The organism is Cloacibacterium sp. (genome assembly GCF_047601505.1).
GTDB lineage: Bacteria > Bacteroidota > Bacteroidia > Flavobacteriales > Weeksellaceae > Cloacibacterium.
Genome location: NZ_JASGJD010000001.1, coordinates 560,048 through 576,676 on the forward strand (window position 1 = coordinate 560,048; position 16,629 = coordinate 576,676).

At 31.3% G+C, this 16,629-nt stretch carries 16 protein-coding genes; 9 read left to right on the plus strand and 7 right to left on the minus strand.

Annotated elements, in window-relative coordinates; genetic code table 11:
* Positions 1 to 387, minus strand: a complete 387-nt coding sequence (locus QM746_RS02580) for a group III truncated hemoglobin (RefSeq protein ID WP_414982783.1) — start codon at positions 385 to 387, stop codon at positions 1 to 3.
* An 89-nt stretch (positions 388 to 476) separates the two neighbouring features.
* On the opposite strand from QM746_RS02580, the gene QM746_RS02585 reads away from it, so the two are divergent.
* Positions 477 to 1,421 carry an ion channel gene (locus tag QM746_RS02585; protein ID WP_414982784.1) on the plus strand — a complete coding sequence of 315 codons (945 nt, stop codon included), beginning with the start codon at positions 477 to 479 and terminating at the stop codon, positions 1,419 to 1,421.
* A 17-nt stretch (positions 1,422 to 1,438) separates the two neighbouring features.
* Positions 1,439 to 1,927, plus strand: a complete 489-nt coding sequence (locus QM746_RS02590) for a YkgJ family cysteine cluster protein (RefSeq protein WP_414982785.1) — start codon at positions 1,439 to 1,441, stop codon at positions 1,925 to 1,927.
* 90 nt (positions 1,928 to 2,017) lie between these two features.
* On the opposite strand, the gene gdhA is transcribed toward QM746_RS02590, so the two are convergent.
* The 3 genes from gdhA to QM746_RS02605 form a co-directional block, all read right to left on the minus strand.
* On the minus strand, positions 2,018 to 3,376 hold the full coding sequence (gene gdhA, locus QM746_RS02595) for an NADP-specific glutamate dehydrogenase (RefSeq protein WP_414982786.1): 1,359 nt from the start codon (positions 3,374 to 3,376) through the stop codon (positions 2,018 to 2,020).
* Positions 3,377 to 3,564: 188 nt separating this feature from the next.
* On the minus strand, positions 3,565 to 4,665 hold the full coding sequence (gene dprA, locus QM746_RS02600; protein ID WP_414982787.1) for a DNA-processing protein DprA: 1,101 nt from the start codon (positions 4,663 to 4,665) through the stop codon (positions 3,565 to 3,567).
* A 17-nt stretch (positions 4,666 to 4,682) separates the two neighbouring features.
* A complete protein-coding gene (locus tag QM746_RS02605) occupies positions 4,683 to 5,453 on the minus strand; it encodes a rhomboid family intramembrane serine protease (protein ID WP_374361826.1) in 771 nt (256 codons plus the stop codon).
* Between the two features lie 189 nt (positions 5,454 to 5,642).
* Here QM746_RS02605 and QM746_RS02610 point away from each other — a divergent pair, with 189 nt between their 5' ends.
* From QM746_RS02610 to QM746_RS02640, 7 genes are all read left to right on the plus strand, one after another.
* The gene (locus tag QM746_RS02610) at positions 5,643 to 6,749 is read left to right on the plus strand and encodes a DUF3078 domain-containing protein (RefSeq protein WP_414982788.1); all 1,107 of its coding nucleotides are present in this window, start codon (positions 5,643 to 5,645) and stop codon (positions 6,747 to 6,749) included.
* 196 nt (positions 6,750 to 6,945) lie between these two features.
* Positions 6,946 to 8,487 (plus strand): glycine--tRNA ligase, encoded by a 1,542-nt coding sequence (locus QM746_RS02615; protein ID WP_414982789.1) that lies wholly within the window; start codon positions 6,946 to 6,948, stop codon positions 8,485 to 8,487.
* A gap of 214 nt (positions 8,488 to 8,701) precedes the next feature.
* Positions 8,702 to 9,850 (plus strand): serine hydrolase domain-containing protein, encoded by a 1,149-nt coding sequence (locus tag QM746_RS02620; protein ID WP_414982790.1) that lies wholly within the window; start codon positions 8,702 to 8,704, stop codon positions 9,848 to 9,850.
* A gap of 44 nt (positions 9,851 to 9,894) precedes the next feature.
* Positions 9,895 to 11,016, plus strand: a complete 1,122-nt coding sequence (locus QM746_RS02625; RefSeq protein WP_414982791.1) for a DNA cytosine methyltransferase — start codon at positions 9,895 to 9,897, stop codon at positions 11,014 to 11,016.
* A gap of 2 nt (positions 11,017 to 11,018) precedes the next feature.
* Entirely contained in the window at positions 11,019 to 12,098 is a 1,080-nt protein-coding gene (dcm, locus tag QM746_RS02630) for a DNA (cytosine-5-)-methyltransferase (protein WP_414982792.1), read from the plus strand.
* Positions 12,088 to 13,173, plus strand: coding sequence for a protein NO VEIN domain-containing protein (locus tag QM746_RS02635; protein WP_414982793.1), 1,086 nt, complete (start codon positions 12,088 to 12,090; stop codon positions 13,171 to 13,173). The genes dcm and QM746_RS02635 overlap by 11 nt, the downstream gene beginning before the upstream one ends.
* Positions 13,174 to 13,254: 81 nt before the next feature.
* Positions 13,255 to 14,481 (plus strand): aminotransferase class V-fold PLP-dependent enzyme, encoded by a 1,227-nt coding sequence (locus QM746_RS02640; protein WP_414982794.1) that lies wholly within the window; start codon positions 13,255 to 13,257, stop codon positions 14,479 to 14,481.
* Between the two features lie 35 nt (positions 14,482 to 14,516).
* On the opposite strand, the gene QM746_RS02645 is transcribed toward QM746_RS02640, so the two are convergent.
* From QM746_RS02645 to QM746_RS02655, 3 genes are read right to left on the minus strand one after another with little or no spacing between them, the layout of a single operon-like run.
* The gene (locus tag QM746_RS02645) at positions 14,517 to 14,885 is read right to left on the minus strand and encodes a hypothetical protein (RefSeq protein ID WP_414982795.1); all 369 of its coding nucleotides are present in this window, start codon (positions 14,883 to 14,885) and stop codon (positions 14,517 to 14,519) included.
* Between the two features lie 13 nt (positions 14,886 to 14,898).
* On the minus strand, positions 14,899 to 15,891 hold the full coding sequence (locus QM746_RS02650; protein ID WP_414982796.1) for an endonuclease/exonuclease/phosphatase family protein: 993 nt from the start codon (positions 15,889 to 15,891) through the stop codon (positions 14,899 to 14,901).
* 2 nt (positions 15,892 to 15,893) lie between these two features.
* Positions 15,894 to 16,628, minus strand: a complete 735-nt coding sequence (locus QM746_RS02655; protein ID WP_414982797.1) for a rhomboid family intramembrane serine protease — start codon at positions 16,626 to 16,628, stop codon at positions 15,894 to 15,896.
* Between the last annotated feature and the right edge of the window lies 1 nt (position 16,629).

Here is a 16,629-nt window from a genome sequence, read left to right on the forward strand (position 1 = left end):
TTATTTTGCTTTTAATTTTGTTTCTGTTTCCATTTTAAAAGACATTAGTTTGGCAATATTTTCGGCTTTATTTTTTGCAGATTCTGCCATTTCTCCAGAGAAATTTTCATCCACCGTTTCTTTCCAAAGTTGTAACCAAGCATCAAAATGTTTTTTTTCCATAGGAATAATTTCATTTATTGGGAAATGCACTCCCATAGGATTTCCGTCAAATTTTACGGTGGCAAACAATACAGATTCCCAGAAAATATACATTTTGGGCAAGTGTTTTTCCCAATTTACTTTTGCAATTTCTTCGAAGAAAAAACCAATTTCAGAAGTTTTTACTTTGTCATAAAATGAATTCACTAATTGTTGAATATCATCTTGAGAAACAATATCTTTCATTTCGTTAAATTTACAGAAATTTTTATTTTGCTAAAATAAGAGAAATTAATCTTGTTTTTAGAAATTTTAACTTTTTCTACATTTGTGCTATGAGAAAACTCAACCTAAAAATAAAAGAAGAAAACGATAGCGGTTTTTCTGCTGTAGCTTCCGGAAGATTTACCAACAAAGACGGAAGATATAATGTGAAGAAAAAAGGCATCAATGTTTTTGATAAATACAGTTGGTATCACACTTTTTTGCTTTTGCCAAGATTTAAATTTATTGGTGTTTTGGTAATTGCTTATATTATTGCCAATTTGGTTTTCGCATCTATTTATTATGCTATTGGAATAGAGCATCTTACAGGGATTGATAAAAGTTCGCCAATTCAAGAGTTTATAGACGTTTTTTTCTTTAGTGCGCAAACTTTTACCACCGTTGGTTATGGCAGAATTGCTCCTGTTGGTGCTTTGGCAAGTTTTGTGGCAACTTTTGAAGCGTTTTTGGGATTACTCGGTTTTGCCATTGCGACAGGTTTGTTTTATGGGAGATTTTCTAGACCAAGAGCTTTTCTTAAATTTAGCGATATAGCTGTTATAGCTCCTTTTGAAGATGGTAAAGCATTGATGTTTCGAGTGGCTCCTTTTAAAAATAATTTGCTTTCTGAGGCAGAAGTAACCATTTCTGCAGCTTTGGAAGAAGAAATAAATGGTAAATTAGAAAGTAAATTTTATTTATTAGAACCGAAACTCAAAAAAATTAATACTTTTAGTTTGAATTGGACAATTGTGCATAAAATTGATAGCAATTCTCCTTTTTATGAATATACGGAAGAAGATTTCAAAAATTCTGATATTGAATTGATTATTATGATTAAAGCATTCGATGAAGTTTTTGCAAATACTGTGGTGCAAAGAACTTCTTATATTTCTCCCGAAATTATTTATGGAGCTAAATTTTTACCGATGTATCACTCTTCCGAAGATCAGAAAACTACAATTTTAGATTTGGATAAAATTAATTTCCACCAAAAAGTTTCAATTGATAATTAGTGAATGTTGTATTTAAAATGGATTTAGAATATTATAAAAGTCAGGCTTTACAAAAGCAGAAGGAACACAAAAAATTTCTGGAAAACTTAAAAAAGAAACCTCCAAAAAATTTAGATTATGTTGTTCAAGATACTCATGATGAGGTTTTTGAGGAGATTGATTGTTTAGATTGCGCCAATTGTTGCAAAACTACAGGCCCTCTTTATACCGAAAAAGACATCGAAAGGATTTCTAAGCATCTCAGAATGAAATCTGCTGATTTTGAAGCTAAATTTTTGAAAACAGATGAAGATAATGATAAGGTTTTGCAGAATTTGCCTTGCTGGTTTCTTAATGAGGATAATACTTGTAGCATCTACGAAGTAAGACCGAAAGCGTGCAGAGAATATCCGCATACAGACCGAAAAAAGATTTATCAAATCAATAATCTTACCTTAAAAAATACTGTTATTTGTCCGGCTGCATTCGTTTTTGTGGAGAAAATGATTTCTAAAATTCAAAAATAAAAAGCCTCGAATTTCTTCGAGACTTTCTACCTTTTCAAGTTTACTTTTTTTAAAGTACAAGGGTTTATTATGAAAAATCAATAATTATTTTTAAACTACACCTTGTGCAAGCATTGCTTCAGCTACTTTTACGAAACCAGCAATGTTAGCACCTTTTACGTAATTTACGTATCCATTTTCTTCTTTTCCGTACTTCATACAAGCGTTGTGGATGCCAATCATAATTTCTTTTAATCTAGCATCTACTTCTTCTGAAGTCCAGTTTAATCTAATGGCATTTTGTGTCATTTCTAAACCAGAAGTTGCAACACCTCCAGCGTTAGAAGCTTTACCAGGAGAGAAAAGAACGTGATTGTCTAAGAAATAATTGATGGCGTCTAACGTAGAAGGCATATTTGCAGCTTCTACAACACATTTACAACCGTTTTCTACTAATTTTTTAGCATCTTCTAAATCCAACTCGTTTTGAGTAGCAGAAGGAATTGCAACATCACATTTTACTTCCCAAGGTCTTTTCCCAGCATGGAATTCTGCATTTGGATATTTTTTTACATAATCTTCGGCTCTGTTGTTTCCAGAAGCTCTAAGCTCTAATAAATAATCTACTTTTTCTCCGGTAATTCCGTCTTTGTCGTAGATGTAACCGTCAGGTCCTGATATTGTTACGGCTTTTCCGCCTAATTGTTCAATTTTTTTAACAACTCCCCAAGCTACATTTCCAAAACCAGAAACTGTAACTACTTTGTCTTTGAAATCTTCTCCTTTAGATTTAAGCATTTGCTCACCAAAATAAACTACACCATAACCTGTAGCCTCTGGTCTAATAAGAGAACCTCCATAAGCTAAACCTTTACCAGTAAGAACTCCAGTAAATTCGTTTCTAATTCTTTTATATTGTCCGAAAAGATAACCAATTTCTCTAGCCCCAACTCCAATGTCACCCGCAGGAACGTCTGTTTCTGGGCCAATATGTTTGCACATTTCTGTCATAAAAGATTGGCAGAAACTCATTACTTCTCTGTCCGATTTTCCACTTGGGTCAAAATCAGAACCTCCTTTTCCTCCGCCCATTGGCAAAGTTGTAAGAGAATTTTTGAAAACTTGTTCAAAAGCTAAGAATTTTAATACAGAAAGGTTCACAGTAGGATGGAATCTGATGCCTCCTTTATATGGACCGATTGCAGAATTCATTTGGATTCTGAAACCTCTGTTTACTTGTATTTCTCCTTTGTCGTCTACCCAAGGAACACGGAAGATAATTACTCTTTCCGGCTCAGCCATTCTCTCCAGAAGTTTCATTCCTCGGTATTCTTTTTTAGTTACAATAAAAGGAATTACCGTTACCGCTACTTCTTTTACTGCTTGAAGAAATTCTGGTTCGTTTGGGTTTTTTGCTTCTATTTTAGCAATAAATTCTTGGATTTTTTGTTCGACATTATAATGTTCCATAGATGTTATGAATTAATACAGACAAATTTAATTTTTTTTTCTATCCTTGCAAGGGATTTTTTATCTTTATTGATAATTTTATAATTAATGTTAAAATTTTTGTTAATTTCATAATTATAAAATTTAATTTGAATTTTTATTGATGTTATGTAAGAAATAATGAATTTTTATAAAATCGTTAATTTTTGTTAAATGCAATATTGCTTCCCCGAAAGTGCTTTTATGTAAGATTTTAATTCTAAATCTAACAAAATTGGCAACAATTTGAATGGCGGAATTTGCAGTTTTTCGCTCAAATCATCCAAAGAAATTTGTTTATTTTCGGCAATACAGTCGTAAATTGGTTGTACCTCTTTATTGAGTTTTATTGTTTTTGGTTCAAAAAGATTTGGGATGTTATTTTTTTCTTCATTTAATCCTAATTCATCTAAAATATCTTGTGGTTTATTAATTATTTTGGCTTTGTTTTGAGAGATAATTAAGTTGCAGCCTTGGCTGTATTTATCCGTAATTTTTCCTGGCAAAGCAAAAACCTCTCTGTTGTATTGATTGGCATAGCTTACGGTACTCATAGAGCCGCCTCCATAAGCCGTTTCTACAACAATTGTAACTCCCGAAAAACCTGCTACAACTCTATTTCTTTGTAGAAAATGTTCTCTGTCTGGCTTGTTGGTAGAATTAAATTCGGTGATAAGAGCACCTCCTTTTTCTATCATTTCTTGCGAAAGTTTTTTGTGTTGAGAAGGGTATAAAATATGCAGACCATGAGCCAAAACGCCTACTGTTGCAATATTATTTTTTAGGGCTTCAGTATGTGCACATCCATCAGTTCCCAATGCTAAACCGCTTACTACCAAAACGTTTTTGCTTTTTAGAAGTGCTAATAGTTCTTCAATAAAATTTTTACCGTAAAGTGTGCTATTTCTTGTCCCAACAATGGAAATAGGAATTAGATTTTCGTTAAACTCTCCTTTTTGATAAATAATTGCGGGAGCGTCTTCGCATTGAGAAAGCAATTTCGGAAGTTGATTCTGATGTTTTAGCTTTATTTTTATATTATTTTTTTCGCAAAAAATCATTTCTTTTTCTGCGAATTTTAAAAAATCGTCGTTTCCGATGTCTTTAATAATTTTGGGACCAAACCCGCGGATTTCTTTTAAGACTTTTTTAGAAAGATGCCAAGCTTCTTTTGCAGAGCCAGCAGCTTCTATTAGCTTCATAAAATATACATCTCCAATGTTAGGAGTAGCACGAAGTGCGATGGAATATAATATTTCGTCTTGAAGCATGCTCAAAAATAAGAAAATTATTTCTTTCTAATCTCATCCAGATGTTCCCAAATGTCATCTTTTTTTAATTTTGGCTCTTCTAAAAAATGTTCAGGATGATTTTGGGTATAATCTTGCCAAAGTTTGTCGTCTTTTTCGCTATAATAATTGGGAAATTCCCAGATGAATTTTTTGTTTTTTTCTCGGTGTTTATTTTTAAAAATAAATGCTAAAGACAATCCTACAACTGCTCCAGAGAGATGCGCTTGCCAAGAAATTTTGCTTGGTTGGTCTAATTTGTAGAAAAGTTCTTCTGGAAAAATCCCCCAAATTAAACTTCCGTAATATAATGCTACAAGAAGAGCAACGGTAAGAAGAACTTTGTTTTTTCTAACAATTCCGCTAAAAAATAGGAAAAAAGCAAGCATGTAAACAATTCCGCTTGCGCCAATAATGCAAGTATAAACAGGTTCTTGACCAAGAAAATTCATCGGAGGAAGTAACCATACAATTAGTCCAGAGGCAATCCAGCCCCAAAAAAGTACGCTGTTGGCTAATTTTGGATAAAATTGATAAAGTAGAAATAATAAAACAGCTATTGGAATAGAGTTTCCAGCTATATGTTCTAAATTTCCATGTAGAAGAGGTGAGAAGATAACTCCTTTTAATCCTTCAGGGACAAGAGGAATAAGTGAGCCGTCGCAGTTTTCTATTAATCCCAAATTTTGAAATAAAAAACCAATCCACATTGCTGTAAGCATTAGCAATGGAGCTAAAATAGCTTTTGTATTGATGAATTTTTTAATCATAATTGAAATAGAAAAGTCAAATTCGTTGCCAAAACAATTTTAAGGAAAAAATGGCTACTATTGTTAAAAAAATATAAAATTACAGACAAAAAGTAATATTTATGCTTTAATAAGTAGGTAAAAAACAAATACATATTGTAATTTTGGAGCGGATATGAATTTTATAAACGGAAAAAATTGAATTGAATAATGAAGAAATTTTGGATTTGTTTTCTATTTTTCGCGGGAGTTGGTAATTATTTTTCGCAATCTACAGAGACTAAAAAAATTATTGATTCTTTAAGTGCTCAAAAATGGAAACAGAGTTTACCAGATTTGGATAGTCTTACAGAGCCTACTTTTGTTGGGATAAAAGTGAAACCAAAGGATACGATCATTTTAAAAAGTACCAGAGTTTTTCCCGAACAAGGTTATGAAGTGCCTATTACACCGTTTCAGCTCTTGAAATATAAAGAAGACAAAACATGGTTTTTCTTTGGGCAAAATAATTTGGTTTTTAACCAAGCAAGTTTTAGCAATTGGAATTCTGGAGGAAATAATAATGTTGGTGTTATAGGGAAATTTAACTATAATTTGAGTTTCAAAAAAGGGAAACATTTCCTAGAAAATACCTTTCAGTTGGGATATGGCTTTGTAGCAAATAAAGGGCAATCTTCTAGAAAAACAGAAGATTATATCAATATAATGTCCAATTATGGATATGATTTGGGAAGTAATTATTATCTTTCTACGGGGCTTCAGTTTATTTCTCAGTTTGCGCCAGGATTTGATTACACAGCAACTCCCAATCCAAATTATGATAATAGAATTTCAAAATTTTTAGCTCCAGCTTATGTTAACCTTGGTATTGGGGTTTCTTACAATCCAAGCGAAAATTTTCAAGTGATTGTAAGACCAGTCAACGGAAAATTTACCATTGTGGAAGATAAACTTTTACAGAAAAAAGGTCTTTTTGGTTTAGAAAGTGACGGACAAAGCATAAGAAAAGAGCTTGGTACGATGGTAAACGTCCTTTATCGTCTTAAAATTTATAAAGACATTAATCTGGTTAATAAGTTGAATTTGTTTACCAACTATCTTTATCATACAGAGAGAGTAGATGTTGGCTACAGCGGTTCATTAGACTTTAGGCTTAATAAGCTTATTTCTACCAATATTACAGCAGATTTGTTGTATGACCACGATCAGATTAAAACACTTCAAGTAAAACAAACTTTGGGAATTGGCTTTACATATAACTTAGGAATCGAAGACAAAGAAAAACCTAAAAAAAATTTGAAACCTTTTGCTAATTAATATTTTACGCAAAATAAATTCAAAAAAAAATATATAAATGAACTGCTGAAATTTCGGCAGTTTTTTTATTTGATTGTGAAAAGTCTATCAAATTAAATATTAAAATGTGATAAATTGCTTCTAATGAGTGTTTCTGCTAAAATTCAATGAAAATCTTTGCCCGAAATTCCCTATTTTTGCATAAAATTTATAAAAAATGGCAAAGCAGGAAGATCTTTTTAAAAACGTGGTTTCTCACGCTAAAGAATATGGTTTTATTTTCCCAAGTTCCGAAATTTATGACGGGCTTTCGGCAGTTTACGATTACGGACAAAACGGCGCAGAACTTAAAAATAACATCAAACAATACTGGTGGAAAGCAATGGTTCAGCTTAACGAAAACATTGTTGGGATAGACGCTGCCATTTTAATGCATCCTACTACTTGGAAGGCTTCTGGGCACGTAGATGCTTTCAACGACCCATTAATCGATAATAAAGATTCTAAAAAAAGATTTAGAGCAGACGTTTTAATTGAAGACTATTGTGCTAAATTAGAAGATAAAGCTCAAAAAGAAATTGATAAAGCTGCCAAAAGATTTGGTGATGCTTTTGATAAAGAACAATTTGTAGCAACCAATCCAAAAGTAAAAGAATATTACGAAAAGAAAGAAGCCATCCTTTCTAGAATGGCAAAATCTCTGGAAACCGAGAATCTTGCAGACGTAAAAGCGCTAATTGAAGAATTAGAAATTGCAGACCCAGATACAGGTTCTAAAAACTGGACAGACGTTAGACAATTTAACCTAATGTTTGGAACTAAATTGGGTGCTTCGGCAGAAAATGCAATGGATTTGTATCTTCGCCCAGAAACAGCACAAGGTATTTTTGTGAATTTCTTAAATGTACAAAAAACATCAAGACATAAACTTCCGTTTGGTATTGCTCAAATTGGTAAAGCTTTTAGAAACGAGATTGTTGCAAGACAATTTATTTTCAGAATGAGAGAATTCGAACAAATGGAAATGCAATTTTTTGTACCTCCAGGCACAGAATTAGATTTCTACCAAAAATGGAAAGAAAAACGTCTAAACTGGCATTTAGCTCTAGGTTTGGGTTCTGAAAATTACCGTTTCCACGACCACGAAAAATTGGCACATTATGCTAATGCAGCTGCAGATATAGAATTTAAATTTCCTTTCGGTTTTAAAGAATTAGAAGGAATTCACTCTAGAACAAATTTTGACCTTTCTGCTCACGAAAAATTTTCAGGAAGAAAACTTCAATATTTCGACCCAGAGAGAAACGAAACTTACGTTCCTTATGTAGTAGAAACTTCAATTGGTTTAGACAGAATGTTTTTGGCATTATTTTCATATTGCTTGAAAAACGAAGTTTTAGAAGATGGTTCAGAAAGAGTAGTTTTGGCACTTCCGCCAGCATTAGCTCCAGTAAAAGCTGCAATTCTTCCTTTGGTTAAAAAAGATGGATTGCCAGAATTAGCAAGTAAAATTTATGATGAATTGAAATACGATTTCAATGTATATTATGAAGAAAAAGATGCTATTGGGAAACGTTACAGAAGACAAGATGCCATTGGTACTCCGTTTTGTATCACTGTAGATCACGATTCTCTTGCAGACGGAACGGTTACGCTAAGAGAAAGAGATAGCATGAAGCAAGAAAGAGTAAAAATTGAAGATTTAAGAAAAATTATCGACGATAAAGTGAATTTTAGAACATTACTTTCTAAAATCTAAAAAAGCAAAATCCCGCAAATTTATTTTTGCGGGATTTTTTAAAAAACTTAGTTTAAGGAGGAATTGGATTTTTAAAATTTTATTTTCTTAATAATGCCAAGATATGTTTTTAAAACCGATTTTCCAACATGATTTAATTCAATGATTTTTGTCAGTTTTTATTGAAAATATAAACAAAAGAAAAAAGTAGTATTTTTGATGAAAATCAACTCAAATGAAAGTTTTCAAGAAAATAGTAAAAGGATTTTTTATTTTCCTTGCATTGCTTATAGCATTGGCTTATGCCTTTAATTATCAACATTTATTCAACGCCATTAGGCTCACTTATCTTAAAGGAGAGAGTAGTGCTACAATAGATGATGGAAAAGATTTTCCAGCGCATTATATTGATAAAGGAACGCCTCAACCTTGGCAAAAAGATTCTTTGTACAACAAGGTTAATTTACCTAAAAATATCCTCGAAAATCTGAAATCTACTCATTCTGCATCTTTTTTGGTTATAAAAAATGGCAAATTATTGCACGAAGAGTATTTTGAAGGATATAACGCCAATAGCAAAACTAATTCTTTTTCTATGGCGAAAGCATTTACCGTTATGTTGATGGGAGCGGCCATTAAAGATGGAAAAATAAAAAGCGAAAACCAATTGTATTCAGATTTTTATCCTCAATTTGCAAAAGATAGTTTGGGCAAATTTCTTACTCTTAGAGATTTAGCATCTATGGAAGCAGGTTATTATTGGAACGAAGATTATAGAAATCCTTTTCTGCAAAATCCTAGAATTTATTATGGTAAAAATATGGCTGAAGCTTTGTTGTATCCAAAATTTGAAGCCAAACCAGGAACCAGATTTGAATATCAAAGTGGTGCTACTCAATTATTGGGTTTTGCCATCAGAAAAGCAGTGAATGTACCACTTGCTTATTACGCTTCGGAGAAATTTTGGAAACCTCTAGGGATGGAATCTGAAGCTTATTGGAATACAGACGAAAAAGGAATGGAAAAAACTTTTTGTTGTGTAAATGCCATTGCGAGAGATTATGCCAAATTGGGACAATTGCTTTTACAAAAAGGAAATTGGAACGGGAAACAACTTTTAGATTCTACATATATTCAAAAAATGATTACGCCAACTCAACTTTCTGGAGGAATTTACGGCTTAGGAATTTGGGTAAATAACGATGCAAAGTATAAATATTATCAATTTTGGGGATTTACCAGTCAGTTGATTATCATTATTCCTGAAAAAAATATGGTAATTGTAAGAACGGGTAAATTTAAAAACGAAGCAAAAGACGAAAAAGGAAGGTCTGCGCAAGCTGCTTTTTTAGTAGAACATGCTGTGAAAACTTTTGCCAATTAAAGAAAAATTTTTATATTAATCATAATAATCATATTTTTGTATTTATGATTAAAATGGTTGATTTATTTGCAGGGTGTGGAGGGCTTAGTTTGGGAATGGAACAAGCTGGGTTTACGACTATTTTTGCTAATGAAATCAACGAATCTCTTTTTGAAACATATTTATATAATAGAAATTTATCCGAAAATTCCTATTTTACAGGAGATATAAATGAACTAAATCAAAATATAAAACAATACAAATCAAAGTTTACTGATGTTGATTTAGTTTGTGGTGGACCACCTTGCCAAGGTTTCTCTATGGCAAATAGACAAAGAATTTTAGACGACCCAAGAAATACACTTTATAAAGCATTTTTGGAGTTTTTGAAAGAAGTAAAACCAAAGTTTTTTGTAATGGAGAACGTTAAAGGTATGTCTAAAAAAATAGATGAAATCACAAATGACTTTAAAGAATATTTGGGAGAAGAATATTCTTTCTCTCATTCATTATTCAATGCTAAAGATTTTGGATTACCTCAAAACAGAGAACGTTTTTTTATTATTGGAAATAGATTAGGAGTTGATAATAATATTGTTTTTGAGCAAATCAAAAATAATAAACTTAAAAATCCTTTTGTTTTGAAAGACGCAATAAGCGACTTGCCAAAACTTGAACCAAATCGAACAAAAAATAATACTCAAATAGAAAATAAAGAAATTGGTTTTTTTGAAACAGAGTATTCTTTTCCAAAATCTGCGTACGCAGATTTTGTAAACAATGGTAAAAAAGTAAATAAACTATACAATCACAAAAATCGTTACAACAACGATAGGGATATTGAGATTTTCTCATTACTTCCTCAAGGACAAAACTCGCTACACAAAAGTATTGAGCATATAATGCCATACAAAAGTAGAAATCACATTTTTAAAGATAAATATTTCAAACTTGATGAAAATGAAGTCTGCAAAACAATCACTTCGCATATGAAGCACGATTGCAATATGTACATTCATCCAAATCAAGCAAGAGGTTTATCACCAAGAGAAGCCGCAAGAATTCAAACATTCCCAGATTATTATATTTTTAAAGGAACACCAAATTATTGGTATGCACAGATAGGAAATGCTGTTCCCGTAAAACTTGCAGAATTTATTGGTAAAGAAATCATCAAATATTTGTAATTATGAAACACTTAGAATTATTCGCAGGTATTGGAGGATTTAGAAAGGCTTTCGACATTTTTGGAGAAGACCTTAAAATGCCTATGCAATGTATCGGTTATTCAGAATTAGATATTTACGCTAATAAAACATACACAGCAAATTATAAAACCGAAAACGAAACTGTTTTAGGCGATATAGTTGAGTTTACATCAAATAAAAGAAATATTGAAAATCTTGTAGATTTTGATGTTCTGACAGGTGGATTTCCTTGTCAATCATTTAGTATGATGGGAAAACAAAAAGGATTTGAAGACGTTAGAGGAAATGTGTTTTTTAATATCATTGAAATTTTAAAAGTCAAAAAACCTAAATTCATTTTACTTGAAAATGTGAAAAATATTGTTACTCACGACAATGGAAATACAATTAAAGTTATTGAAGAAGAAATCAGAAAAGTAGGATACAAAAATGTATTTTACAATATTTTTAATACTCAAAATTTTGGATTAGCACAAAAGAGAAATCGTGTTTTTATCTTTGCAACGACAGAATCTTTGCCGAAAGATTTTATTTTCAATGAAAAAGTAGTTATTGACAATTTTAAAGGCATCAAAAAGAGTAGCTTACTAAAACAAAAAACGACACTGGATGTACTTGCAAAAGAAGTAGAAGAAAAATATTATCTTTCTGAAACATTAAAACCTACCATTTTATCAAATGGTTCTAAAAATTTTAAGTCAAAATCTGAAATAAACCAACTTGTTGCAAGACCATTAACAGCAACTATGGTAAAAATGCATAGAGCTTGTCAAGATAATTATTTTTCTCACGAATTTTTAAATTCTGAAAAACCTTTAGAATATTTAAAAAACGAATATTCAAAGGATGAACTAGCTAAACACAGAATACGAAAACTAACACCTCATGAAGCATTTTTATTACAAGGTTTTAATGGAAATTTTGTCTCAAATGCTATTAATGCTGGAGTTAGTAATCATCAACTTTATAAACAGGCAGGAAATGCAGTAAGTGTAAACACTGTTTATGCTGTTTTACATTATCTTTTCATAAAAAACGACCTTATTAAATATGTTCTTTAAACTACATTCTGAAGGAAAAATTGGATATAAACAACTTACGGAAGCCGATTTAGGTAGAACCTCAGGAAATACGACTCATATTGGATTGTTTGGAAATGTATTAACATTTTTACCCGATCATGACTTTGAGGACGAAGCGTTATTTCTATATAATAATACAAGTCAAAGTGTTCCTTATTTTTTTGACCGTATTACAAGAGAAAATGGAGATATAAATTCTCCTAAAATAAAAAAAGGTGGAAAAAACATAGTTTCTGTTACAACATTGATTCAAGGGATTACCAATGAACTAATTGATGACAGAAAGTGGTTTCTTTTATGGTTTGGTTTAGAAAGTGGAAAAGTTGTATTTTATTTGTTCAACAATAAATCAATTGACTTTAGTAAACTTTCTCAAATTATTGATTTGCAAACGAACCTAGTGAAAAAGCAGATAAACAAAGGTGATATAAACTATAACAATTTATTAGAGGAATTAGAAAAGTATGTAAATGAAAATACAGAAGAAGTTTTACAAGAGTTAGAAATCCAATCTCAAATTGGAAACTCAGTTTCTGAAATAAAAAAGTATAAACCATTTGACATTATTAATGCAAATAAAATTTTTCAAGAAACAGGCAAAAAAGGAGAAGAACTAATTGCTGAATATTTGGAAATTTTAAAAGCAAGAAAGCAAATATTTGCATACAATTGGTACAACAGGAATATGGAAACTGGTTTACCATATGATTTCCACATCCAAGCAAATAATCAAAGTTTAACTTATGTTGATGTAAAATCAACTAAATATAAATTCGAGCAATCAATCATTTTCAGTAATCAAGAGATTGACTTTATATCTACTGAACATACTTATAATATCTTTAGAGTTTATGATTTATTAGAAGAAATTGGATCACCAAAACTTAAGATTTGTAAAAATATTAAAAATTTGGCTCAACAAATAAACCCTCATTTTGAAATTCTTAAAAACTCTTTGGAAGCTCAAAGTATAAAATTGCAATCAGCAAATATGGCAATAAACCCCAATAATAATTTATTGAGTTTTGGCAATGAAATAAATTTAGATTTTTAAAAAAAATAGATTATAATTCCGTAATTTTGAACCGTTCTAAACAAGTTTTAGAATGGTTTTTAATTTTAAGAAAGAAAATATATGTTTGATATAAAAGAAATTCGCAGTCAGTTTCCTATTTTAAAACAAGAAGTAAATGGCAAACCTTTGGTTTATTTTGACAATGCTGCTTCTTCGCAAAAACCAATTTCGGTATTAGAAACTTGGCAAAAATACTACGAAGAAATAAATGCAAATGTACACCGCGGAATCCATACTTTGTCTCAGTTGGCAACAGAAGAAATGGAGAACTCTAGGAAAAAAGTTCAACATTTTATCAATGCTAAACATGATTATGAAGTTATTTTTACCAAAGGAACCACCGAAGGAATTAACCTAATTGCTTATGCTCTTGGGAATTCGAATTTCATTAAAAAAGACGACGAAATTATAATTTCTTATCTAGAACATCACTCTAATATTGTGCCTTGGCAAATGCTTTGCGAAAGAACTGGCGCAAAATTGAAAGTAATTCCTATAGACGAAAATGGGATTCTTCAACTTGATTTTTTAGACCAAAATCTTTCAGAAAAAACGAAAATAGTTTCTGTAAATCAGGTTTCTAATGCGTTGGGAATTATTAATCCTATCGAAGAAATAATTGCAAAAGTAAGAGCTAAATCTTCTGCTTTAATGGTAATAGACGGTGCGCAATCTACACCTCATTTTAAGATTGATGTACAAAAAATAGATTGTGATTTTTTTGTCTTTTCTGGGCATAAAATGTACGCTCCAATGGGCGTAGGAATTCTCTACGGAAAAGAAGAAATTCTAGAAAAAATGCAACCTTTCCACGGAGGTGGCGAGATGATTGCAACTTGTAGCTTCGAGAAAACTACTTATGCAGGCTTACCTTTTAAATTTGAAGCAGGTACGCCAAATGTTGGTGGCAATATCGCTTTAGGAGCTGCAATAGATTTTATGAATAGTATAGGAATTGAGAATATCCAAAACCACGAAAATACGCTTTTAGAATATGCTCAGAAAAAGCTTTTAGAAATAGATGGACTTAGAATTTATGGCGAAAAAGCAAAAAGAGCTGGTGTAGTTTCTTTTAATTTAGAAGGCGTTGGAATTGCTTCTGACGTTGGAATGATTCTAGACAAACTAGGATTTGCTGTAAGAACTGGGCATCATTGTACACAGCCAATTATGGAATTTTTCAATATTGCAGGAACGGTGAGAGCTAGTTTTGCGGTTTTCAATACTTTAGAAGAAGTAGATAAACTGGCAGAAGGTGTTAAAAAAGCACAAAGAATGCTGATGTAAATTTATCTAAAATTCAAATAAATAACCCCTGAAATTTAATTTTCGGGGGTTTGTTGTATAAGTTCATCAACCTTTTTTTGTTGCTGTAATTTTTCTTTTTCTTTCGCTAATTTTTCGTCTTGTTTAGACTTTTTGTTGGCTTCTTCCAGTTTCTTTTTGGTGTCTGCAATTTTTTGTTCGGTAGTTTTTGCAGAATCTTTTTTCTTCACAATTACCGTATCTTTTTTTGCATTTTCTATTTTAGAATTAATGGCATCAAAGGAAGCTTGTCCTACTACAGAATCTATTACTGTGGTATCAATTGGTGTATTGTCTTCTTTGTAATACATGGCTTCTTCTTGAGAAATTTCTTTTTTACAAGAAGCTAATGTTGCTAAAATGAATAAAAATAAAAACTTTTTCATTTGTTACAAATCTTTAATTAAAACTAAATTCTGCAAAAACAGGGTAGTGGTCTGAAGCATCTTTGGTTCGATTCACTTTATAGCTTTTGCATTTTATTTCTTTGGAAGTGAAAAGATAATCTATTCTGATAGGGAATTTATAATCGTGGAAACTAGTTGCACTGCCAGAACCGGCTTCTAAAAAAGCATCGCTCAAAACACTGTTGATGGTGTAATATTCGTAAGAATTAGGAACAGCATTAAAATCTCCGCCTACAACTACAGGATAAGGAGATTGCTGTATAAAATCCTTCATGGTATTTACTTCGTCTTGATGAAGTTTAAAAACCGGGATAAATCTTCTGATTAAACTTTTTGCTTTTTCTTCGTTTGCATCAATGCTAGAAGTAGGTTTTACCATGTCTTTTTTGAGCTGAAATGGTTCTAAATAAACATTAATAAATCTGATGATTTTTCCGTTAATTTCAATGTCTGCAAATCTTCCTTCGGCATTTTCTGTAAAATCTAAACTTCCCGTTTTCACTACTTTGTGCTTGGTATAGAAACTCACCACTTGAGGATGCTCGTCTCCCGTTAAATTTTTAAAAGAAGGTCTTTTGTCTTCATAGCCAATCTCCTGAATAAAAACTACATCAGCATTGGCAGAATTTACCAAATCTTGTATTTCCGTTAATGAATTTTCTTTAAAACTGCTTCCTTTTATGTTGTAAGTTACCATTTTGAAACTTGCAGAACCTTCATTTTTAGAAGAATAATTAATCCATCTTCTAATTGGAGTTAAGAAAAATATGGTGATTACGATAAAAACTAAAGCTCTTTTTTTGAAAAAAACAATCCAAAAAAGAATAAGGAAAACATTCACAATCATTAAGAAAGGAAATCCTAATGATAAAAAATTAAGAAGAGGAAAATCTCTGGGAGCAAAGTAAGCGTTGAGTATTGTACCTGCCAAAAGCGCTACAATTACCAAATGTGCTATTAAGACTACAAATCTTACTAATTTCATTCTTAATTAATTCTATATCTATTTCTTCCCCAATATTTCACCAACAGAAAACCTACCAAAGCACCTCCAATGTGCGCAAAATGTGCAATTCCTCCATAATTATTAAATCCTAAAAATATAGAACCAATAATTACAATTGGTAATAAAACCTTAGCTTTAATTGGAAAAGGAATAAACATAATCATCATTTCAGCGTTAGGATATAGAGTTGCAAATGCTGCAACCACACCAAAAATAGCTCCTGAAGCGCCAACCATCCTAGAGATTAATGATTGTTGAAATATTGATTCAATATCTTGTCTCATAAAAAGAGCATTAATATCTGAATCTGTCAAATTATTTTTAATAATATCAGCACCATCTCTTAGAGAAGAAATATCAACATTAGTACTATTCAGATATTGAACAATTTGATTTATTTGATAGCCTTCCCAAATTAAATTTAATGCTAATGCTCCAAACCCAGAAAGAAAATACAAAATCAGAAACTTTTTATCTCCTAAAAACCTTTCTAAAACAGGACCAAAACTAGCCAAAGTAAGCATGTTGAAAGCAATGTGCATAAAACCACCGTGCATAAACATGTGTGTAATAATTTGCCAAGAATGAAAATTGGGAGAAGTAGGAAAGTATGCGGCCAAATAAGTATTCATTTGAGGGAATAAATAAGCCAATACAAATACAATTACATTAAGTATGATAATATTTTTAGTGATAGGGGTAAGCTGTTGAAACATT

Coding starts and splice junctions, on each gene's coding strand:
- QM746_RS02650 (WP_414982796.1), bottom strand. CDS start 15,891: ATGAAATTAGTAAGATTTGTAGTCTTAATAGCACATTTGGTAATTGTA.
- QM746_RS02585 (WP_414982784.1), top strand. CDS start 477: ATGAGAAAACTCAACCTAAAAATAAAAGAAGAAAACGATAGCGGTTTT.
- QM746_RS02620 (WP_414982790.1), top strand. CDS start 8,702: ATGAAAGTTTTCAAGAAAATAGTAAAAGGATTTTTTATTTTCCTTGCA.
- QM746_RS02615 (WP_414982789.1), top strand. CDS start 6,946: ATGGCAAAGCAGGAAGATCTTTTTAAAAACGTGGTTTCTCACGCTAAA.
- gdhA (WP_414982786.1), bottom strand. CDS start 3,376: ATGGAACATTATAATGTCGAACAAAAAATCCAAGAATTTATTGCTAAA.
- QM746_RS02635 (WP_414982793.1), top strand. CDS start 12,088: ATGTTCTTTAAACTACATTCTGAAGGAAAAATTGGATATAAACAACTT.
- QM746_RS02610 (WP_414982788.1), top strand. CDS start 5,643: ATGAAGAAATTTTGGATTTGTTTTCTATTTTTCGCGGGAGTTGGTAAT.
- QM746_RS02625 (WP_414982791.1), top strand. CDS start 9,895: ATGATTAAAATGGTTGATTTATTTGCAGGGTGTGGAGGGCTTAGTTTG.
- dprA (WP_414982787.1), bottom strand. CDS start 4,665: ATGCTTCAAGACGAAATATTATATTCCATCGCACTTCGTGCTACTCCT.
- QM746_RS02605 (WP_374361826.1), bottom strand. CDS start 5,453: ATGATTAAAAAATTCATCAATACAAAAGCTATTTTAGCTCCATTGCTA.
- QM746_RS02655 (WP_414982797.1), bottom strand. CDS start 16,628: ATGTTTCAACAGCTTACCCCTATCACTAAAAATATTATCATACTTAAT.
- QM746_RS02580 (WP_414982783.1), bottom strand. CDS start 387: ATGAAAGATATTGTTTCTCAAGATGATATTCAACAATTAGTGAATTCA.
- QM746_RS02645 (WP_414982795.1), bottom strand. CDS start 14,885: ATGAAAAAGTTTTTATTTTTATTCATTTTAGCAACATTAGCTTCTTGT.
- dcm (WP_414982792.1), top strand. CDS start 11,019: ATGAAACACTTAGAATTATTCGCAGGTATTGGAGGATTTAGAAAGGCT.
- QM746_RS02640 (WP_414982794.1), top strand. CDS start 13,255: ATGTTTGATATAAAAGAAATTCGCAGTCAGTTTCCTATTTTAAAACAA.
- QM746_RS02590 (WP_414982785.1), top strand. CDS start 1,439: ATGGATTTAGAATATTATAAAAGTCAGGCTTTACAAAAGCAGAAGGAA.